Consider the following 19,277-nt stretch of genomic DNA (forward strand, 5'->3'; position numbering starts at 1 on the left):
ATGAATAAAATGGTGTTTGCGATTATCGCCGACCGCTTTATCGGCGATGTCATCGACGAATTATTGGAGGCGGACATTTCCGTGACGGAAATGGCTTCCACCGGGGGCTTTCTGAAGGAAGGCAACACCACGGTGGTCATCGGCGTTTCCAATGAGCAATACGACCAGCTGAAAGAAATTTTGGACCGCGTCGTCGGCAGTCGCGACGACAAGGACAGCATCCACGCCGGCGCCCACGTCTTTGCCATCGACTTGGTCAAGGGCTTACGCATTTGAGTGGGGGGGCCTTTCAATCCCATCTCCACGCCTATATCCTCAAGGGGGCGGGGGAGGAGGCGCTGAAGGAAGCCCGCCGCCTGGCCATGGGCTATCTGTGCCGTGGGGAAGAGGCGCCTTGCGGTGAGTGCCCTTCCTGCCGGCTCTTTTTATCCGGCGAAGGGCGAGGGGAGAATCATCCCGACTATATGGAAATCGCCCCAACGAAAAAAACCTCCAAGGCCTCCATTAAAAAGGAGCGCATCGAAAGCGTGCTTAAGCAGGCGGCCATGACCGATTACGGCGAAGGGGGCAAGGTGTTTCTCTTCGTGGACTTCGACAGCACCACGGTGGAGGGGCAAAACGCTCTGTTAAAAGTCTTGGAAGAGCCGCCGGCGAAGACCCGCTTTCTGCTTTTGTCTTCGTCCCCCGAAAAGATCTTGCCCACGGTTCGTTCCCGGGCGGGCTTTTTGGATTTAAAGGCGAAGGAGGCCCCGGGAGATCCGGAGCGGCGCCACCGCACCTTCCGTTTAATGGAGAAGGTGTTTTTGCGGCGGGAAGAAGTTTTTTTTGCGCGCCATTTTTTCGAGGAAGAGAAGGAGCATTTGCCGGAAATTTTCGATTACATGCTCTCTTACTTGAGGGATTTGGCCGTGGTATACGAGACCGGGGACGTGTCCTTGGTGAAAAATCAGGACTACGGCACGCTGATCGCCGAGCAGGCGCAGTCCGCAGGTTCGCGAATTTATGAGATCATCGACGCCCTCTACGAGACGCGGCGCTATATAGAGATGAATGTAAATAAAAGCTTTGCCTTTGAGTGGCTGCTTTTAACTATGGGAGGCTAAAGGAATTTTGACAGAAACGAGAGATGTCGTCGGCGTACGCTTTAAGCGCCGGGGAAAAATATATTACTTCGATCCCAAGGATGCGGCTCCCGCAGCCGATGCCGGGGTCATCGTGGAAACGGCCCGAGGCGTGGAGTACGGCTATGTGGCCATCGAGCGCAAGGCGGTGGAAAAAGAATCCATCGTCGGCGAGCTGAAGCCCATTATTCGCACGGCCACGGAAGACGACGAGAGACGTCACGGGGCCAATAGAAATCTGGCCAGAGAGGCCATGGCGGTGTGCGAGGATAAAATTCGCGAACACGGCCTGAAGATGCATTTGATCAACGCGGAATACACCTTCGACAATTCCAAGCTGCTCTTTTACTTTACCGCCGACGGCCGAGTGGATTTTCGCGGCCTGGTGCGGGATCTGGCGTCGATTTTCCGCACCCGCATCGAGCTGCGCCAAATCGGCGTGAGAGACGAGGCAAAGCTGGTGGGCGGCATCGGCATTTGCGGCAGGGAATGTTGCTGCACCACCTTCCTCGGGGACTTTGCCCCGGTGTCCATTAACATGGCCAAGGACCAGGGCCTTTCTCTGAATCCCGACGCCATCAGCGGCGTCTGCGGCAGACTTCTGTGCTGCTTGCGCTACGAGCAGGACGGCTACGAGGAGAATTTAAAGATTCTGCCCCGGGTGGGCCGCACGGTCTATACCTCCGAGGGCCAAGGCGTGGTCGTGAGCACCGACACCTTGCGCGCCTTGGTGAAGGTAAAGATCGAAACGGATGACGGCGTGGAGTTCGTCGTCGTTTCCGCATCGGATGTTTCGAGAAAGCCCTGCCGGGGAAAGGGGTGCGCCCATGAAGCAAGTGAAGCAAGTATGGAAGAAGCTGAATAGAGGCCTCTTTAACGGCGGGCGACTGGTGTGGCTCGCCGCCTTTCTTGCGCTCTTTTTCCTGGACGCCTTTCCCGGCTTCTACTTTCAAAAAAAGATTCCCCACGGCGTCGCCGACGTCTTGGTGTGGGGGATCTATTTTTGTGCCGTCATCCTCGTCCTTCTCATCATAAGAAAGTGGGCGCGGCCCGTGTTCACGCCGGCGGCCACGGAGCTTATTATGCTCGGCCTCCTGGCCTACATGGCAAACGACGTGATCCTATCCACATCGTCACTAGGTCCCTCATCCGACGCATACACCTACGGGGCCACGGCGGCGGTGGTGGCGGTGATTTGGCTCTTCGCCTTAGGGATCGGGGCGCGAAAAATCTTCCCCATGGGCGCCGTCCTCGGCGCGCTCCTTATGGCGGGGCTGATCTTTCTCTGTGCCTGGCAGGGGCCCAAGACCCGGAAGGATTTCGCCGCAGCGCAAAAGGAAATTCCCGCTTCTTACAAAGTGGAAAAAATTACATACGGCCCCAAGAAGGCCTACGACTTCGGCGAGGAAAGCTACAGCCGTTACATGCGCCTGCCCAAGCGGCAAGACCGCCTGCGGGAAATGTTTTTCGGCTACACTCCCGCCCATGTGCCCTACGAGGGGGATCTCTATCTGCCCGTGGGAGTCAAGCATGCGCCTCTCGTGGTCTTCGTTCACGGCAATCACAATATGATCGAAGATAATCAGGGGGGCTACGAGTACCTGGGCCGCTACCTGGCGGCGCGGGGCGTGGCCTTTCAGTCCGTGGAGCAGTCCCACTTTAACGCCTACTTGGGCAAGGGGCTTTCCGGCGAAAACGACGCCCGGGCGCTGAGCCTCTTGGATCACGCCCGGAAGGTAGTGGAGGATCCGCGGCTCAAGGAGCGCATCGACGCCGACAGAATTTACTTCGGCGGCCACAGCCGGGGCGGCGAGGCGGCGGCCATTGCGGCCTCCTTCGCCACCCTGCCCTACAATCCCGACACGGGCGAGGCGACGAAGAGCCTCAACGTGGCGGGGGTTTTGGCCGTGGCGCCCACAGACGGGCAGTACAAGCCCGGGGACCGTCCCGTGGATTTGGACGTGCCCTATTTCCTCGTCACCGGGGCGTGGGATCAGGACGTGTCTTCCCTGGAGGGCATGGATCAATACATCCGTGCCCGCGCCTGGCGGGGACAGCTTATGGTGGACTACGTCAATCACAGCCAATTTAATTCCAATTGGGGCAGGCTGGACCGGGAGGGGCTGGAGGCACTGGCCCTTGCCACGGGGAATGTGCTCCCCAAAGAGGAGCAGCAGCGCTATTTAGAAGTGGCGGCCTACGCCTTTGTCAAAGACCCGGCCCTCTTCAGCGATTTCAAAGCCTATGTGCCGGAGGCGGGCTATGCCTTGGCCACGGAGCCCGAGGGCTTTGTCCTCGCCGATTTCGAAGAGGACAGCGATCTGACTACGGCCAGCGGCGATGGCGTATCGCCGGACTTTACCGGGGCGAGCACCTACGAAGAAGGGGCATTCATTCCCTCGGACCGTGGCGGAAACAATCACGTGGCGCGGCTCTTCGGAACCCTCGTCCTTTCTACGGCAACCGGTGCCGACGGCGACTTCGCCATGGACGTGGCGGCGAAAAGAGGCAGGGCCGACGTGAAGGTAAAACTCGTCGATGCAGCGGGAGAGACCGTGGAATTTCATCCCGACAAGGACGGCCTTCACAACGCTCTGGAAGCCGGGCTCTTGAAATGGCAGTACGCGGCGAAAACTTGGGAATACAAGCGGGCATTGGAGACCGTGCGCTTCACGAAAGAAGCCATGGCCGAGGCGAATCCCGCCTTTTCCGTCAAAGATCTGCGCCGGGTGGAAATCACCGCCAACGGCCTTACGGAAATCGACAATATACGTATTGAGACCGATGATTAAATCGAAGCCCCCCGGGTATATAATTAGGTGAACAGAGTTCGGGGGGTTAGGTTCATGCACGATACACTTTTAATTAAAACAATCAATAAAGAGAGTGCCGGTTTTAGAAATGTATTTTTCCAAATCGGCGATATGGATGAGCACACCGGCGAGCTGATGGATCTTTTAAATCGTCCCGACAGCCCCTATGCCGGCCGTTGTCTCTTTCGCTTTAACGGCATTCGTCTCCGATTGGAAGTCGATGAAATCCCCGCTGTCCTGGCGCTGCTCGTGGAAAAGGGCGTGCCGGTGTATGGCGTATATGAACCGTATTTTTAATGGGTATAGCTAGGAGGAAAAAATGTCTAACGAATTAAGTAAGAAGCTGAACGAACAATTAAACTTTGAATTGGAATCGGCCTATATCTATATGGCCATGGCTAACTACATGGACGCACAAGGCATGTCCGGCTTCGACCATTTCTTCGTCCAACAAGCGAAGGAAGAATTGGAACATGCCAGAGATTTCTATGACTTCCTGCAAGAAACCGACTGCGTACCGGAATACGAAGCCATTCCGAAGCCGCCAAAGGAATTCGGCAATTTCACCGACACCTTCCGCGCCGCTTACGAGCACGAACAAGAAGTGACCAACCGCATCAAGGCCATTTACAAGGATGCCGTCGAAGTGGGCTGCATCACCACCCAACAATTCTTGAATAAATTCATCGAAGAACAAAGAGAAGAAGAAGACACCTTCCGCGGAATCGTCGAACGCCTCGAACGCATTAACGAATCCTGGAACGGCCTCTATATCCTCGACCACGAATTGGGCCAAAGATAAGCAAATAAAAACTCCCTCGCCGGGTGGCGGGGGAATTTTTTTGTGCCGAAAATTTTCGGCAGATGTTTTTTAAATAGCGCGGGGCTTTATCTTCCGCCTTATTTTCGCTCCTTGAGCTCGCCCTTTTCGTAGAGGGACGCCAGGGTCATGAGTTCTTTCATGGTCGCCTTCGCCTGCATGCCGCCGTCGGTGTCACGCACCAAACGCCTGCGGTCGTATTCCGTCACATAGGCCAGGGAGGAGGTGATGTCGATGTCGTCCGAGATGCGCTTCTCCTCGTCTTTCATGGGGCTGTGGGTGGCGAGGAGCACGCCGTAGGAATTGGAGATCAGGGTGTAGCCCGCCGTTCCCGTGGTCTTTCGATAGGCGTGGGCGAAGCCGCCGTCGATGACCAGAACCTTCCCCTCCGCCTTCACGGGATCCTCGCCCTTTCTGCGCTTCACCGGCGTGTGTCCGTTGATGAGCTTGCCCCTCGCCTCGTCGATGCCGAAGGCGCGAAGGATTTTTTCCGCAAAGGGCGCCTCTTCACGGAGGCGGTAGTAGGGATCTTTTTCTTCGATATGAGTGACGGGATCCTCGATAAAGTAGCGCTCGAAGGTGGTGATCCGCTCCTTCCCGAAAAGGGGCGAGGCCTTGCCGCACCAGAGATAGAAGAGCATATTCGAGGCCGCTTTCTGTTTCTCGCCTCGGGCGAAGAAGCTGTCCCGCACCACGCGGTCGAAGGCGTCGAAGAGCTCCCGCCCGGCCAGAGGCTCGCCTAAAATATCGGTGGAGGCGAAATTGCCGTCCTCGTCGGTGGGTAAACAGCCGTGGAAGAGGAGATTGTCGTTACGAATTAAATACATGCTCCCCGATTCGATCATAAAGCGAATATGTTTTTTCAAGCGCTCGCAGGAAGTAAAGCTTTCCGTGAGCCGGGCCGCCACATCTCTTTCCTCCGCCGTGTAGGCGTAGGGATCCGCGGGATCCACCGTGGGAAAGTCCCCGTCGAGAAGGGGATATCTCTTGCCGCCGACCTCCACGGTCTTGTTTTCGAAATCGATGCGGTGCAAGAGGCGCATGGAGTCCATACCGTATTCCGGATGGGCGGCGATGAGTTGGCCCTCCGCCTTAAACTGCAGGACGGCCATGGCCTTGTGCAGCTTCGCCAGGCTTTCGTTTCGCGCCGGATCGGGGTCGGGATTTTTCGGATAAAAAGGCGCCGAGGCTTCATACTTTTCCGCATAGGGCACCAGAGGCAGGAGATTGATGCCGTAGCCGTCTTCGATGGTGTGGGCCACATTGTAGCGCAGGGCGATGCGGATCACATTGGCGGCCAGGGCAAAATTTCCCGTGCAGGCGCCGATCCAGGCGATGTCGTGATTGCCCCACTGAATGTCCACCCGGGGAAGGGCCATAAGGAGATCCATGATTTTTTCCGCCTCTTCCCCCCGGTCGTAAATGTCCCCTAAGACGTGAAGGGTTTCCACGGCGTAGCGCACGGAAAGATCGGCCAGGTCCTTAATATAGACCTCCCCTTCGCCGTAGGCCACGATTTTTTCGTGGAGGGTCTTGACGTAACCCGCCTTGTGGCGCAGGCCCGCTTCTTCCAACAGAAGGAGATTTAAAATCTTTCTCCTATCTTCGGGGAAGGTGGCTTCCACCTGGCTGTGGTCGTACTTCGCCGCCACCCGTTTCGCCACCACGATTAAATCCGCCAAGGTATGCTTTAAGAGATCGTCGTAGGCTTCCGGCGCCATGGTTTCTTTCAGCAGCTTTAATTTTTCTTCCGGATAGTAGAGAATGGTGGCCAGTCGCTTGCGATCGGCCTCGTTTTTTTCGGGAAATAATTCGTCGATGTATCGGCGCAACACCCCCGATGCGTTTCGAAGGACGTGGGTAAATGCCCGGTACTCACCGTGTAAATCGCTGACGAAATGTTCCGTGGGCTTCGGCAGATTCAGACCGCTTTCCAATAAAAGCGCCTCGGCCAAAGCGCAGTCCCGGGACGGGTACTTTTCGGCCAAGAGGCGGTAGTAATTTTTTTCTAATTGAGATAATTGCTCCATGATCTCCTCCTTAGTTGTTCTATACCCACTTTTTGGGTATAAACGATGAAGAAAGAGAGGCGACCATGGATTTAAAAGAAAAAATCAGAAGCATGAAAGATTATCCTAAAGAGGGGATCACTTTTCGCGACATCACCACCCTTTTAAAAGACGGTGAGGCCTTCCGCGCCTGCATCGACGCCATGAAGGAGCTGGTAAAGGACGAGGACATAGATAAAATCGTGGCCATCGAAGCCCGCGGCTTTTTGCTGGGCGCGCCCTTGGCCTACGACTTGGGCGTGGGCTTTGTACCCATTCGAAAGCCGGGGAAACTTCCCGCGGCCACCCTGTCCGCCGAATACGATTTGGAATACGGCTCCGACAAAGTGGAAATGCACACGGATGCCGTCGAGCCGGGGGAAAGGGTCCTGATCGTCGACGACCTCTTGGCCACCGGCGGCACGGGACGTGCGGCGGTGGAGCTTTGTGAAGCCGCCGGCGCCGATGTGATAGGCTGTTTGGTTTTAATCGAGCTGGACGGCTTAGACGGCAGGGAAAAAATGGGCGTGCCCGTCCATTCCCTCATGCACTTTCCCGCTTAAGGGCAATAAAAAAACGGCCGAAGGCCGTGGAGCGGGTGAAGGGAATCGAACCCTCGCGATCGGCTTGGGAAGCCGAGGCTCTGCCACTGAGCTACACCCGCATAAGTAAATTTATTTTACGTCCGAAAAAAATTTCTGTCAAGGCTTGAAATGGGAAACTCGTATTGTTAAAATATTTTCTATCAAGGGGTGTAATTCATTGTACCTCGGGGTATAGGACGAAAAGAGAGTATCTCGCCGACACAGTCGGTTGCCACTGCGATGCACGGGAGCTAAGGCCCCGTTCAAAGACGTGCACCGTAAATTATGAACCTGTGAGGAGGATTCATTTATGAAAAATATCGTCATTGCCAGTGCGGTAAGAACGCCCGTCGGTTCCTTCGGCGGCGCTTACAAAAATGTCAGCGCCGTAGACCTGGGTGTCGTCGCCGCCAAAGAAGCCATCGCTCGTGCCGGTTTAAAACCGGAAGATATTGACGAAGCCATCATCGGTAATGTACTGCAAGCGGGCTTGGGACAAAACGTCGCCCGTCAAATCGTCATCCACGCCGGATGCCCCGTAGGCGTTCCCGCCATGACCATTAACAAAGTTTGCGGCTCCGGCCTTCGCGCCGTTTCCCTGGCAGCACAAATCATTAAAGCAGGCGATGCCGACATCGTTCTCGCCGGCGGTACGGAATCCATGTCCGGCGCACCCTTCCTCGTAAAAGAAGCCCGCTGGGGCGCTCGCATGAGCGACAAAAAATTCGTCGACGCCATGATCAACGACGCACTGTGGGATGCCTTTAACGACTACCACATGGGCGTCACCGCGGAAAACGTCGCCGAAGAATACGACGTCACCCGCGCCGATCAAGACGAATTGGCAGCAGGCAGCCAACAACGGGCATCGAAAGCCCGCGCCGAAGGCCGCTTTAAAGACGAAATCGTCCCCGTTGAAATTCACGGACGCAAGGGCAAAGTTACCATCGTCGACGAAGACGAATACATTCGCGACGGCGTTACCGTAGAAAGCATCAGCGGACTGAAACCGGTCTTCAAAAAAGACGGCACCGTCACCGCAGCCAACGCATCGGGCATTAACGACGGCGCCGCTATGCTCGTCGTTATGAGCGAAGAAAAAGCAAAAGAATTAGGCGTCAAGCCTCTGGCTACTTTAGTCAGCTACGCCTCCGCCGGCGTCGATCCCAAGGTCATGGGTACGGGCCCCATTCCTTCCTCGAGAAAAGCCATGGAAAAAGCCGGCTGGGAATTCGGCGACCTGGACCTCGTCGAAGCCAATGAAGCCTTTGCCGCACAAGCATGTGCCGTAGTCAAGACCCTGGGCTTGGATATGGATAAAGTCAATGTCAACGGCGGCGCCATCGCCATCGGTCACCCGGTCGGCGCATCCGGCGCGCGGATTCTCGTCACCTTGCTCTATGAAATGGCAAAGAGAGATGCAAAGAAAGGCCTCGCTACATTATGTATCGGCGGCGGTCAAGGCACGGCCGTTACCGTAGAACGCTAAATCGTGCTTGATTGGGGGAAAAAGATGGATTTTAAGTATTTAATCGTTGAAAAGGCGGACAGCATTGCAAAAATCACCATTAACAAACCCAAGAGCTTAAACGCCCTGAACACGGAATTGTTAACTGAGTTAAGGGATTGCTTCCTCGCACTGGACGACGACGCCGAAGTGAAAGTCGTCGTCATTACCGGCGAAGGTAAAGCCTTCGTCGCCGGCGCCGACATTTCCGAAATGGCGCCCCTCTCCGCAGCCGAAGCACATAGCTTCGCCAAACTGGGCATGGACACCTTTATGTTAATCGAACACCTGTCCAAACCCGTCATCGCCGCAGTCAACGGATTCGCCTTAGGCGGCGGCTGCGAACTGTCTATGGCATGCGACATTCGCATCGCATCGGAAAAAGCCGTCTTCGGGCAACCGGAAGTAGGCCTGGGCATTACGCCGGGCTTCGGCGGCACCCAACGCCTGGCCCGCACGGTGGGCGTCGGCATCGCCAAGGAAATGATCTACACGGCCAGAAACATTAAGGCCGACCGCGCCTATGAAATCGGCTTGGTCAACGCCGTAGTACCCGCGGAAGAATTAGATGAAGCCGCCATGAAAATGGCACACACCATCGCTTCCAACGGCGCCGTCGCCGTCAGCTACGCCAAGGCCGCCATTGTGGACGGCATTCAAACCGACATCCACACGGGCATGGAAATCGAAAAATCCGCCTTCGGCCTGTGCTTCGCCACTGCCGATCAAAAAGAAGGCATGAAAGCTTTCTTAGAAAAACGCAAACCTGAATTTAAGGGAGAATAAAGACAGTTCCTAAAAGGAGGAAATAAAATGAAAATTGGTGTAATCGGTTCCGGTACCATGGGCAGTGGCATTGCTCAAACCATGGCTCTTCATCACGACGTCGTTATTCGAGACATTATTCCCGAAGCCCTGGAAGGCGCAAAGAAAAAAATCGAAAAAGGCTATAATCGCAATGTGGAAAAAGGCCGCATGGAAGAAGCCGACGCAAAGGCCGCCTTCGCTCGCATCTCTACCACGGAAGACATTAAGGATTTGAAAGACTGCGACCTGATCGTCGAAGCCGCTACGGAAAATCCGAAGATCAAAAAAGCCATCTTTACGGAACTCTGCGAAACTTGCGATGAAAAAACCATTCTCGCATCCAACACCTCGTCTTTGAGCATTACCGACATCGCCGCCGCCACCAAGCGCCCCGGCAAAGTTATCGGCATGCACTTCTTTAATCCGGTTCCCGCAATGAAACTCGTCGAAGTCATCTGCGGATTGAACACCGACGAAGAAACGAAGAAAACCGTCATCGCATTGGCGGAAGAAATCGGCAAGACCCCCGTCGAAGTGGAAGAAGCTCCGGGCTTCGTCGTCAACCGCATCCTGATCCCCATGATCAACGAAGGCATCGGCATCGTCGCCGACGGCGTCGCCTCCGTGGAAGATGTGGACACCGCCATGAAACTGGGCGCCAACCACCCCATGGGCCCCTTGGCACTGGCCGACTTAATCGGTTTGGACGTTTGCCTCGCCATTATGGACGTTCTTTACAACGACTACCACGACAGCAAGTATCGCGCTCACGTTCTTCTGCGGAAGATGGTCCGCGGCGGCAAGCTGGGTCGCAAGACCGGCGAAGGTTTCTACAAATACGACAAATAAAAGAGAAAAGATCGGAGGCTTCGGCCTTCGATTTTTTTTTGGAAAAGTAAAGTGCCGTGGATAAATCCCCCCATTATTTGTGTTACACTGTTTATTAGAAATAAAGGAGGGGCCATGGGTTACTTAAAAGAACGAATTAAAAACGAAGGCGTCATCTATCCGGGAAATGTGTTGAAGATCGACTCCTTTCTCAATCATCAGATCGATCCCACGGTAATGAAGGAGATCGAAGGGGAGTTTTACGATTACTTTAAGGACCGAAAGGTGACGAAGGTACTCACCGTGGAAGCCTCGGGCATCGCGCCGGCCATTATGGTGGCGGCTCATTTTGGCGTGCCCATGCTCTTCGCCAAAAAGGCGCGGCCATCCACCCTGAAGGCCGATGACGTTTACGTGACGGATATTTTTTCCTACACGAAAAACACCTCCTCCAAGGTGGTGGTGAACAAGTCCTATTTAAAGGCGGAGGACTCCGTCTTAATCATCGACGACTTTCTCGCCAACGGGGAAGCCTCCCTGGGTCTCGTGGACATCGTGAAGCAGGCCGGCGCCACCGTGGCGGGAATCGGCATCTGCGTGGAAAAATCCTTTCAGCCGGGGCGTGAGCGGCTGGAAGAGGCGGGCCTCGACGTCTATTCCATCGTGCGCATCGAAGCCATCGACTCGGACAAGCAGAGCATTACCTTTAAAGAAGGGCATTAAAAAAGCGGCCGGAGGGCAATCGCCTCTCGGCCGTTTTTTTTAGAAGCTGTCTTTGTGGACCTTGGACGAAATATCGAAATACTTCCGCGCCGGCACCCGCTCGTCGGCGATGCCGAAGGGAATCAGGCACAGGATGCCGTAGTTTTCCGGAATGTCGAAGAGCTCCTTGACGATTTCCTCAGAGTCTCTGCCCTCGGAGTCGGTTTGCTCCCGAATATTGATCCAGCTCGAAGCGTAGCCTTCGGCGTGGAGCAACAGCCCCAGGTAGGCGGAGGCGATGGTGGCCTCTTCGATCCAGGTGGGCTCTTCCGTGTCGTTGCCCATGACCACGATGATCTGAGGCGCATCAGCCAGGTACTTGGTGCCGAAGCGCTTTAAGCTCGCCAGGGCCTTCTTCTTTTCCTCATCTTCCACGACGAGAAATTCCACCGGGTGGGTATTGCCCTTGCTGGGCCCCATGGAGGCGTAGGTCAACACTTCCGTTAGCGTCTCATCGTCCATTTTTTCTCCGGCCTTGTATTTGCGAAGCGAACGTCTTTTTTTCACCATATCTTTAAAATCCATAGAAACCTCCTTAAGTATTTGTATCTTTCTTGTTTATACCCAATAAATTTCTTTGTAAAGGTTTCACAAGAAGTTCACTTGGTTGGGTATAGTTTTATTTAGTAGATGAAAACAATCTGTTTCGATAGAAAGGAAAATAATGGAACCGAATAGACCTTATGATCAAGACAATCGGCCCACGACCTATTACTACGGGCCGAAGAAGAAACGCCGCGGCGGCTTCCTCATCCTCTGGGCGCTGATTTTTTCTTTAATCGGCGGCGTGGCGGGAAGCGTCCTTACCTATAGATACATGCCCACGCAGTCTGTGGCAGGTGCTCAGGCGCCGCAAGCCCAACTGCCGGCGGATACGACGCGCAAGCATGAAGCCGGCGTGGTGGAAAGCGTGGCGCAGCGAGCCATGCCTTCCGTGGTGGGCATTACCACCTCCACGACGAAAAACACCTTAATGGGCCCCATGGCCGTTCAAGGCAGCGGCAGCGGCTTTATTATTTCGGAGGACGGCTATATCTTATCCAATGCCCACGTGGTGGGCGCCAAGGGCAACAAGGTCAAGGTGCTCTTAAACGACCAGACGGAAGCCGAAGGCAAGGTGGTTTGGTCCGACGAGACCTTGGATTTGGGCCTGGTAAAGATCGCGAAGAAGGGCCTTACGCCTCTTCCCATGGGGGACAGCGACGGCATTAATATCGGCGAGACCGCCGTGGCCATCGGCAATCCCCTGGGTCTGGACTTTCAACGCTCCGTCACCTCCGGGGTTATTTCCGGCCTGAACCGAAACATCGGCGAGGTGCAGGGCAATTACATGGACGGCTTGATTCAAACCGACGCCTCCATTAACGCGGGCAATTCCGGCGGGCCCCTCTTAAACAGCGAGGGCCAGGTCATCGGCATTAACTCCGTGAAGATTTCCTCGGCGGAAGGCCTGGGCTTTTCCATTCCCATTAACACGGCGAAGCCCATTGTGGAACAGGTCATGAAGACCGGCGACTTTAAATCCGTGGCCCTCGGGATGAGCGGCTACACCGTCAGCGCCGTGGAACGAAGCGGCTACGACTTAGGCACCGGCGGCAAGGGCGTCATCGTCGGCGGCGTGGAAGCCCAGTCTCCGGCTGCGGCTGCGGGCCTTCAGGTCAACGACATCATCCTGAAAATGGGCGATGCAGACATCCAAAGCATGAGCCAACTGCGCCGCGAACTCTATAAGTACAAGGCCGGCGATGCCGTGGATGTGGTGGTATCCAGAAACGGCAAGAAGGAAACCCTGAAGCTGACCTTTACGGACTACCAAGTGCCCGCGGTTCAGGGCCGAGGCGACGGCGGCTTAGGCCGACTGATTCCGGACTTTAATAATTAAGACCAAGGCCTTGTTTCGGCAAGGTCTTTTTTCATGTTCGCTTTTCTCCGGGGCTGTGTTTGACTATAATAAGAGTTAGGAGGAAGCTATGATACTGAAAAGCACTGCAGAAACCGAAGCCTTCGGTCTCTATTTAGGCGAAAAGCTAAAGGCCTACGACGTCTTGGCTCTTATCGGCGATTTGGGCACGGGAAAGACTACCTTTGTCAAAGCCCTGGCCAAGGGCATGGGCCTCACCGGCGACGTGACCAGCGCCACCTTCGCCATTTTAAATATATACGAGGGGGATCTGCCCCTTTACCATTTCGACGTCTATCGCCTGAAGGACGAGGACGAATTTTTCGACATGGGGGGCGAGGATCTCCTGGATTCCGGCGCCGTCTGTGCCGTGGAGTGGGCGAACATTATCGAAGACAGCTTGCCCGAGGACGTGCTGCAGCTGGAATTTAAGCGCGTCGACGAAAACACCCGGGAAGTCACGGCCACGGGCTTCGGCTCCCGGGGCAGGGAACTTGAAGAGGAGGTGGCGACTTATGAAAATTCTCGCCTTTGATACGGCGACCATGGAAACCACCTGCGCCCTGGTGGAAGACGAGAAGGTGGTGGCGGAAGCCTCAGTGAACAGCATGGCGAGCCACTCGGAAGGGCTCATCAATATGATTGAAAACATGCTGGATCGGGCGGATTGGGCCATGGAGGATTTGGACCTTATCGCTGCCGGCGTGGGGCCCGGCTCCTTTACGGGGCTGAGAATTTCCGTGGTGCTGGCCAAAGTTTTCGCCCGCAGCTTAAACATCCCCGTGGTCGGGGTCTCCACCTTAAAGGCCCTGGCGCGGGAGGTGGCCACCGACGGCGTGGTGATTCCCCTCTTCGATGCCAGAAGAGAGCGGGTCTATGCCGGCGTCTTTGAAAAAAAGGGCGGCGAGCTTGTGCGCCTGAAAAAAGACGACGCCTATCCCGTAGAATCCATCATAAAAGATGCGCCGAAGGGTGCCGTCCTCATCGGCGACGGCTTAAAGAAGTACCGGGAGGCCTTCTCTGCGCGAGAGGATTTTATTCTCTATCCCGATCACCTCTCCCGAGTGTCGGCGGCGGCCATCGCCTTGGAAGGCGCGGCCCAGTTTGAAGCGGAAGGCCCGTCCAATCCCTACGCCCTGGAGCCCAATTACCTGCGGCCCACTCAGGCCATGCGAGAATACAGGAGGAAACATGGAGAATCTCTCGACGCGGGAAGCGACGCTTGATGATTTAGACGACATCATGGCCATTGAAGAGGAAAGCTTCGCCGCCCCCTGGTCCCGAGACAGTTGGGAGCGGGAGCTGAAAAGCCCCCTTACCTATTACGAAGTGCTCCTATACTTGGACGTGGTCATCGGCTATGTGGGGGCATGGCTTCTGGGAGATCAGGCCCACATCGGCAATGTGGCCGTGGGCGGCGAATTTCGCGGCAACGGCTACGGCCGCTATATGATGAACCATTACCTTTTCGCCGTCTACGACAAGGGGATGCGGGCCGCCACATTGGAAGTGAGAGACGACAATGTGGCCGCCATTAATCTCTACGAATCCCTGGGCTTTCAATTGGAAGGCGTTCGAAAAAATTACTACGCCCACGTGAAGCGCGACGGGCTGATCTATTGGAAGAGGTGGTAATATGTTGACACTGGGCGTGGAATCGTCCTGCGACGAAACATCCGTGGCCGTGGTGCGCGACGGCAGGGAAATTTTGTCCAATATGATTTCATCACAAATCGAAATACACCGGCTCTTCGGCGGCGTGGTGCCGGAGATCGCATCCCGCAAGCACGTCTCCGCCATTTTGCCCATGCTGGATTTGGCCCTGGAAGAGGCGGGAATCACCATGGATGATGTGGATCTCATCTGCGCCACCCGGGGCCCGGGGCTTATCGGCGCCCTTCTCGTAGGGCTTACGGCGGCGCGGGGACTGGCCCTTGCCAATCACAAGCCTTTTGTGGGCGTCAACCACATTCGGGGCCATATCTGCGCCAATTACCTGACCCACAAGGAGTTGGAGCCTCCCTTCGTCGGGCTCATCGTCTCCGGGGGCCACAGCTATTTGATTCACGTCACCGACTACGTGGACTTCACCCTCTACGGCAAGACGAGGGACGACGCCGCCGGCGAGGCCTTTGACAAGGTGGCGAGAGCCATGGGCATCGGCTATCCCGGCGGGCCCGTCATCGACAAGCTGGCTAAGGAAGGGGAAGAGACCTACGACTTGCCACGGGTCATGCTGGAGCCGGACAGTTACGACTTCAGTTTTTCCGGGCTCAAGACCGCCGTCTTAAACGAATTGAATCAGGCGAAGCAAAAGGGCGAGGCCATTCGCGTGGAGGACATGGCCGCATCCTTCCAGGCCGCCGTCATCGACGTCCTCGTGGAAAAATCATTCCGCCTGGCGAAAGAGCTGGGCGAAAAGACCATCGTCCTGGCCGGCGGGGTCAGTGCCAATTCCGCTTTAAGGGCCGCCATGGAAAGCCGGGGCGAGAGAGAAGGGGTGGCCATTTACTATCCCGATCCCGTGCTCTGTACCGACAATGCCGCCATGATCGCCTCTGTGGGCTATTACAGCCATCTGAAAGGCGAAGAGGGCGAGGTCTATGCCGATCCGAATTTGGGCCTGGAATAAAGAAAATAAACGCTTATTTGCCGCAGCGAGAAAGCTGCGGCTTTTGTTTTGCCTATGTAAAATCGTGAATGAGAATGAGGGAGAAGGGAAGAGGAATAGTGCACAAAAAGGAAAGTCGGCGGCAAATGCGGTGAAATAGACGAAACTTAGATATTCGCCCACGGCTCTTTGCGAATGTCGGGAAAACGTGCATAAGGCTGTGGATAAGGTGGATAACTTCGCAAAATCCCGTGAATAAGGGGGATACAGTGTGGATAGTTCTGTGTATACTGTGAAGAAAAGGAGAGCTTTCGGAAATGAAACATGAAAATGGAGAGGCGATGAAAATGAGAACGGCATAAAAAGGGGAAGAAAGGGAAACGGAACACAATAGACGAGAATTTTAGCCTTTTGTAAAATCCGGATGAAAAGATTGTCGCCGAAGAAGGGCGGCGCCCAGTGAATTTTAAATTTTCTTTTCGACGCAAGGCTGCCTCTTTTTTGTAAGGCGAAGGGTGTTTTTCGTTTGCTGCGACGAGAGCATTTCCATAAAAAGAGGTGAAGAACGGTTGCGGTTCGTTCGAATGCAGGTGTTTTGTCGAAAAAGGCCTATTCATTTTTAATATATTTTATAAAAGATGGAGAAACACTATATTAAATGGCGAAGCAAGCCGATTTATTTCAATTTCCTATTGCTAATGATGGCGAGGGCAGTATAATAGTTAAGTACATTCTTGACAAACCTTAGACTTACGGTTTTCAAAGAAAATTTTTTGGGAGGTATATTATGACTACATTTCTCATCGGTCTCGCCATGTTAATCGTCGGCGGTTTTGCCTATGGCCGTTTCACAGAAAAAGTCTTCCAACCGGATGACAGAGAAACGCCCGCCATCAAAAATCAAGACGGCGTAGACTACGTCCCCATGGACAAGAAGAAAAACGCACTCATTGAATTATTGAACATCGCCGGTACCGGTCCGATCTTAGGGCCCATCCAAGGGATTTTATTCGGTCCTTTAGCATTTATTTTAATTCCCATCGGCTGTGTCTTAGGCGGTGCCGTTCACGACTACATGAGCGGGATGATCTCCATTCGCTCGGAAGGGGAACAAATGCCGTCCTTGATTAAACGGAATTTAGGCGGCAAGGTGTACTCCGTGTACAACATTTTCGTCATCGTACTTATGATTTTAGTCGGTGCCGTATTTATTTACACCCCCGGGGACTTGATCGTGGCCAATGTTCTTCACCAAGAAGCCGTCGCCTCGAACCCCGTGGTATGGATCGTCTATGCCTGCATTTTCGGATACTACATTATTGCGACGCTCTTTCCCATCGACAAGATCATCGGCCGCGTCTATCCCATTTTCGGCGGCATCTTGCTTCTGTCGGCGGTAGGTATTTTCTTCGGCCTCTTCGCCAAGGGCTATCAACTGGATAATCTGACCATGAGCAATATGACCGGCGTACATCCCGACGGCACGCCGCTTCTGCCCGTGTTCTTCGTCACCGTGGCCTGCGGCATCGTTTCGGGCTTCCACTCCACCCAAGCAACCTTAATCGGTCGCTCTGTCAAGAGTGAAAAAGAAGGCCGTTTCGTCTTCTACGACATGATGATCCTTGAAGGCTTCATCGCCATGATCTGGGCCGCTGCCGCTATGGGCATCTACAATAAAGGCATCGACGCCGGCCTCATCGGCAAACCCGCCGTCATCGGCCTCGTGGCCAACGATATGCTGGGAACCATCGGCGGCTTAATCGCCATCATCGGCATTATCGTCCTTCCCATCACCTCCGGCGACACGGCCCTGCGCTCGGCTCGTCTCATGATCGCCGACCACTTGCACATTTCTCAAAAATCCATGAAGAGCCGCTTGAGTCTCTCCCTGGGTATTTTTGCCGGCGTGTTGGTGATTTTGATCTTCGCAAAACTCAGCCCCAGCGGCTTTAATGTCCTGTGGCAATACTTCGCCTGGGCAAACCAAACCATTGCGGTCTTTGCCTTTGCCATGATTGCCATTTACCTGAAACGCCACGGCAGAGCTTATCTGATCTCCTTGATTCCGGGAATGTTCTACGTCTACGTCATTACGTCTTACATTTTCGGCGCCAAGATCGGCTTCCGCCTGCCCTATATGGCTGCCAATGTTATCGGCATTGCAGCGGCATTGATCTACGGCTATGTCGTTTCCAAAGAAGGAAGCAAGCAACAAGATATCGTCAATGCTTAAAGCTTAAAAGAGTGTGGATTTCTCCACACTCTTTTTTTGTACGCATTTTTGACGGAAAATAAAACATCCATCGGGATCTCCGATGGATGTTAACGGCTCAGTCCCAAGGACCCGATGAGGATACCCTCGTCGGAGCTGTCCTCGTAGCGAAGCACGGGGCCGGCGTAAACTTGTATATTCATGTTTTTGTAGATGGGCGAGAGCATATTGTCTCGGTGGCCCGGACTCATGGACCAGGCCTTGAAACATTCTTCCGCCAAAACCTCCGGGTCGATGGCGAGGCCTTGGCTGTTGCTGTAGCCCTTTTTCTTTAAAGGGAATTGGATGAGATTTTCTCCGACGAAAAAGGCCGGATTCCTTTTGTTCAGATAGTTGTAGGCGGTGTAGTAACCGTCGCCGTTCGGGCGCACGTGGCGCTTGCCGTCTACGCGCATATTGCCGTAGAGGGCGAGTTCCTTGGCCCGGGTGTAGGCGCCTGCTTCCAGATTTTTATTTAGGCTCAGGGGGCGGACGCGATGCTTTCTGCGCTCGGCATTGAGCCGTTTCAGAAAAGCCCTTTGAAAGGCCTCGTGATCGAAGGTGCGGCGGCGATTGAGGCCGTCGGTCAAATAGAAAAAGCGGTTCATGTCCCTGTCAAAGACGGGCTCCGTATAGAGGATGTCGTAGAGCGTGAGAAAGACGGATTCGCGGGTGGCGGGGGCGTTTGCGGGCTCGTCGGCTACGGGAAGGGAGAAGGCCATGGCGCGGTAGATCCAGCTGTCGGGCCAAGTGAAGAGGGCGGCTTCGTCGGCGGTGAGGCCGTCGTCCGCCAGGAGGGTAGCCACCTTCGACGCCTCGGCGCCGGTGACCCATTGATTGGGGCGGAAGCTGCCGTCTTCGTAGCCGCGGATCAGGGGCACGGGCCGGGCGTCCTCGTGTAATGTGAGGGCGCGGATGTAGCCCTTGGCCCAATGGTCCTCCGGTACGTCCTTAAAGGGCGAAGGGGACTGGTTCATGGCCTCCGCTTCGGCTTTGACGCCCAGGGCGCAGGCAACGACCTTGGCGAACTGGGCGCGGGTAATGGGACGCGCGAGGGCGAGATCGCCGTTTTCGTCGCCGACGATGAGCCCTTCCTCTTGCAACTTTTGAATTTTTTCTGCGGGTCTTATTTCTTTCGGCGAAGGAGCGTTTTCGGCGAAAGTGACTTGAGGCGCAGCCATAAGGGCAGCCAAAAGCAGGGCCGCATATTTATTCTTGTTCACCT

General features: G+C 54.9%; 20 protein-coding genes and 1 tRNA gene. 17 read left to right on the forward strand and 4 right to left on the reverse strand.

Annotated features, from left to right (window positions below):
* The 6 genes from BN7444_RS04670 to BN7444_RS04695 are packed head-to-tail and all read left to right on the forward strand — an operon-like array spanning position 1 to position 4,736.
* Positions 1–276: a cyclic-di-AMP receptor gene (locus BN7444_RS04670; protein ID WP_068456437.1), complete on the forward strand. Its 276-nt coding sequence runs from the start codon at positions 1–3 to the stop codon at positions 274–276.
* A complete protein-coding gene (locus BN7444_RS04675) occupies positions 273–1,103 on the forward strand; it encodes a DNA polymerase III subunit (RefSeq protein WP_068456440.1) in 831 nt (276 codons plus the stop codon). The genes BN7444_RS04670 and BN7444_RS04675 overlap by 4 nt, the downstream gene beginning before the upstream one ends.
* Positions 1,104–1,110: 7 nt before the next feature.
* Entirely contained in the window at positions 1,111–1,986 is an 876-nt protein-coding gene (locus tag BN7444_RS04680) for a PSP1 domain-containing protein (RefSeq protein ID WP_068456443.1), read from the forward strand.
* On the forward strand, positions 1,949–3,913 hold the full coding sequence (locus BN7444_RS04685) for a hypothetical protein (RefSeq protein WP_068456446.1): 1,965 nt from the start codon (positions 1,949–1,951) through the stop codon (positions 3,911–3,913). Before BN7444_RS04680 ends, BN7444_RS04685 begins: the two co-directional genes overlap by 38 nt.
* A gap of 54 nt (positions 3,914–3,967) precedes the next feature.
* Complete coding sequence (locus BN7444_RS04690) at positions 3,968–4,231, forward strand: hypothetical protein (RefSeq protein ID WP_068456449.1); 264 nt, start codon at positions 3,968–3,970, stop codon at positions 4,229–4,231.
* 22 nt (positions 4,232–4,253) lie between these two features.
* Entirely contained in the window at positions 4,254–4,736 is a 483-nt protein-coding gene (locus BN7444_RS04695; protein ID WP_068456452.1) for a ferritin, read from the forward strand.
* Positions 4,737–4,834: 98 nt separating this feature from the next.
* Here BN7444_RS04695 and BN7444_RS04700 read toward each other — a convergent pair whose 3' ends face one another.
* Positions 4,835–6,784, reverse strand: a complete 1,950-nt coding sequence (locus tag BN7444_RS04700) for a fructose-bisphosphatase class III (RefSeq protein ID WP_068456455.1) — start codon at positions 6,782–6,784, stop codon at positions 4,835–4,837.
* A 65-nt stretch (positions 6,785–6,849) separates the two neighbouring features.
* Here BN7444_RS04700 and BN7444_RS04705 point away from each other — a divergent pair, with 65 nt between their 5' ends.
* Positions 6,850–7,365, forward strand: coding sequence for an adenine phosphoribosyltransferase (locus BN7444_RS04705; RefSeq protein WP_068456458.1), 516 nt, complete (start codon positions 6,850–6,852; stop codon positions 7,363–7,365).
* A 27-nt stretch (positions 7,366–7,392) separates the two neighbouring features.
* Here BN7444_RS04705 and BN7444_RS04710 read toward each other — a convergent pair.
* Positions 7,393–7,466: transfer RNA gene (locus BN7444_RS04710), tRNA-Gly, on the reverse strand.
* Positions 7,467–7,696: 230 nt separating this feature from the next.
* On the opposite strand from BN7444_RS04710, the gene BN7444_RS04715 reads away from it, so the two are divergent.
* From BN7444_RS04715 to BN7444_RS04730, 4 genes are all read left to right on the forward strand, one after another.
* Entirely contained in the window at positions 7,697–8,875 is a 1,179-nt protein-coding gene (locus BN7444_RS04715; RefSeq protein WP_068456460.1) for an acetyl-CoA C-acetyltransferase, read from the forward strand.
* 24 nt (positions 8,876–8,899) lie between these two features.
* On the forward strand, positions 8,900–9,679 hold the full coding sequence (locus tag BN7444_RS04720; RefSeq protein ID WP_068456462.1) for an enoyl-CoA hydratase-related protein: 780 nt from the start codon (positions 8,900–8,902) through the stop codon (positions 9,677–9,679).
* Positions 9,680–9,706: 27 nt separating this feature from the next.
* The gene (locus BN7444_RS04725; protein WP_068456464.1) at positions 9,707–10,549 is read left to right on the forward strand and encodes a 3-hydroxybutyryl-CoA dehydrogenase; all 843 of its coding nucleotides are present in this window, start codon (positions 9,707–9,709) and stop codon (positions 10,547–10,549) included.
* 114 nt (positions 10,550–10,663) lie between these two features.
* Complete coding sequence (locus BN7444_RS04730) at positions 10,664–11,251, forward strand: xanthine phosphoribosyltransferase (RefSeq protein ID WP_068456466.1); 588 nt, start codon at positions 10,664–10,666, stop codon at positions 11,249–11,251.
* A 39-nt stretch (positions 11,252–11,290) separates the two neighbouring features.
* On the opposite strand, the gene BN7444_RS04735 is transcribed toward BN7444_RS04730, so the two are convergent.
* Complete coding sequence (locus BN7444_RS04735) at positions 11,291–11,815, reverse strand: nitroreductase family protein (RefSeq protein WP_068456468.1); 525 nt, start codon at positions 11,813–11,815, stop codon at positions 11,291–11,293.
* Between the two features lie 139 nt (positions 11,816–11,954).
* Here BN7444_RS04735 and BN7444_RS04740 point away from each other — a divergent pair, with 139 nt between their 5' ends.
* The 6 genes from BN7444_RS04740 to BN7444_RS04765 all read left to right on the forward strand — a co-directional run bounded on the left by BN7444_RS04740 (position 11,955) and on the right by BN7444_RS04765 (position 18,034).
* Positions 11,955–13,172 (forward strand): S1C family serine protease, encoded by a 1,218-nt coding sequence (locus BN7444_RS04740; RefSeq protein WP_068456471.1) that lies wholly within the window; start codon positions 11,955–11,957, stop codon positions 13,170–13,172.
* Positions 13,173–13,260: 88 nt separating this feature from the next.
* Complete coding sequence (tsaE, locus tag BN7444_RS04745) at positions 13,261–13,725, forward strand: tRNA (adenosine(37)-N6)-threonylcarbamoyltransferase complex ATPase subunit type 1 TsaE (protein WP_068456473.1); 465 nt, start codon at positions 13,261–13,263, stop codon at positions 13,723–13,725.
* On the forward strand, positions 13,706–14,416 hold the full coding sequence (gene tsaB, locus BN7444_RS04750) for a tRNA (adenosine(37)-N6)-threonylcarbamoyltransferase complex dimerization subunit type 1 TsaB (RefSeq protein ID WP_068456476.1): 711 nt from the start codon (positions 13,706–13,708) through the stop codon (positions 14,414–14,416). Before tsaE ends, tsaB begins: the two co-directional genes overlap by 20 nt.
* Complete coding sequence (gene rimI / locus BN7444_RS04755; protein ID WP_068456480.1) at positions 14,382–14,825, forward strand: ribosomal protein S18-alanine N-acetyltransferase; 444 nt, start codon at positions 14,382–14,384, stop codon at positions 14,823–14,825. The genes tsaB and rimI overlap by 35 nt, the downstream gene beginning before the upstream one ends.
* 1 nt (position 14,826) lies before the next feature.
* Positions 14,827–15,822, forward strand: coding sequence for a tRNA (adenosine(37)-N6)-threonylcarbamoyltransferase complex transferase subunit TsaD (tsaD, locus tag BN7444_RS04760; RefSeq protein WP_068456482.1), 996 nt, complete (start codon positions 14,827–14,829; stop codon positions 15,820–15,822).
* Between the two features lie 766 nt (positions 15,823–16,588).
* Positions 16,589–18,034 (forward strand): carbon starvation CstA family protein, encoded by a 1,446-nt coding sequence (locus BN7444_RS04765; protein ID WP_068456484.1) that lies wholly within the window; start codon positions 16,589–16,591, stop codon positions 18,032–18,034.
* 89 nt (positions 18,035–18,123) lie between these two features.
* On the opposite strand, the gene BN7444_RS04770 is transcribed toward BN7444_RS04765, so the two are convergent.
* Positions 18,124–19,275: a CAP and S-layer homology domain-containing protein gene (locus BN7444_RS04770; RefSeq protein ID WP_068456486.1), complete on the reverse strand. Its 1,152-nt coding sequence runs from the start codon at positions 19,273–19,275 to the stop codon at positions 18,124–18,126.
* Positions 19,276–19,277 lie beyond the last annotated feature (2 nt).

The organism is Peptoniphilus pacaensis (assembly GCF_900088125.1).
Taxonomy (GTDB): Bacteria; Bacillota; Clostridia; order Tissierellales; family Peptoniphilaceae; genus Aedoeadaptatus; species Aedoeadaptatus pacaensis.

What these genes read in the sequence shown, in the direction of transcription:
- BN7444_RS04670 (WP_068456437.1), top strand. Translation starts at nt 1, where the DNA reads ATGAATAAAATGGTGTTTGCGATTATCGCCGACCGCTTTATCGGCGAT.
- BN7444_RS04685 (WP_068456446.1), top strand. Translation starts at nt 1,949, where the DNA reads ATGAAGCAAGTGAAGCAAGTATGGAAGAAGCTGAATAGAGGCCTCTTT.
- BN7444_RS04690 (WP_068456449.1), top strand. Translation starts at nt 3,968, where the DNA reads ATGCACGATACACTTTTAATTAAAACAATCAATAAAGAGAGTGCCGGT.
- BN7444_RS04695 (WP_068456452.1), top strand. Translation starts at nt 4,254, where the DNA reads ATGTCTAACGAATTAAGTAAGAAGCTGAACGAACAATTAAACTTTGAA.
- BN7444_RS04700 (WP_068456455.1), bottom strand. Translation starts at nt 6,784, where the DNA reads ATGGAGCAATTATCTCAATTAGAAAAAAATTACTACCGCCTCTTGGCC.
- BN7444_RS04705 (WP_068456458.1), top strand. Translation starts at nt 6,850, where the DNA reads ATGGATTTAAAAGAAAAAATCAGAAGCATGAAAGATTATCCTAAAGAG.
- BN7444_RS04715 (WP_068456460.1), top strand. Translation starts at nt 7,697, where the DNA reads ATGAAAAATATCGTCATTGCCAGTGCGGTAAGAACGCCCGTCGGTTCC.
- BN7444_RS04720 (WP_068456462.1), top strand. Translation starts at nt 8,900, where the DNA reads ATGGATTTTAAGTATTTAATCGTTGAAAAGGCGGACAGCATTGCAAAA.
- BN7444_RS04725 (WP_068456464.1), top strand. Translation starts at nt 9,707, where the DNA reads ATGAAAATTGGTGTAATCGGTTCCGGTACCATGGGCAGTGGCATTGCT.
- BN7444_RS04730 (WP_068456466.1), top strand. Translation starts at nt 10,664, where the DNA reads ATGGGTTACTTAAAAGAACGAATTAAAAACGAAGGCGTCATCTATCCG.
- BN7444_RS04735 (WP_068456468.1), bottom strand. Translation starts at nt 11,815, where the DNA reads ATGGATTTTAAAGATATGGTGAAAAAAAGACGTTCGCTTCGCAAATAC.
- BN7444_RS04740 (WP_068456471.1), top strand. Translation starts at nt 11,955, where the DNA reads ATGGAACCGAATAGACCTTATGATCAAGACAATCGGCCCACGACCTAT.
- tsaE (WP_068456473.1), top strand. Translation starts at nt 13,261, where the DNA reads ATGATACTGAAAAGCACTGCAGAAACCGAAGCCTTCGGTCTCTATTTA.
- tsaB (WP_068456476.1), top strand. Translation starts at nt 13,706, where the DNA reads ATGAAAATTCTCGCCTTTGATACGGCGACCATGGAAACCACCTGCGCC.
- rimI (WP_068456480.1), top strand. Translation starts at nt 14,382, where the DNA reads ATGGAGAATCTCTCGACGCGGGAAGCGACGCTTGATGATTTAGACGAC.
- tsaD (WP_068456482.1), top strand. Translation starts at nt 14,827, where the DNA reads ATGTTGACACTGGGCGTGGAATCGTCCTGCGACGAAACATCCGTGGCC.
- BN7444_RS04765 (WP_068456484.1), top strand. Translation starts at nt 16,589, where the DNA reads ATGACTACATTTCTCATCGGTCTCGCCATGTTAATCGTCGGCGGTTTT.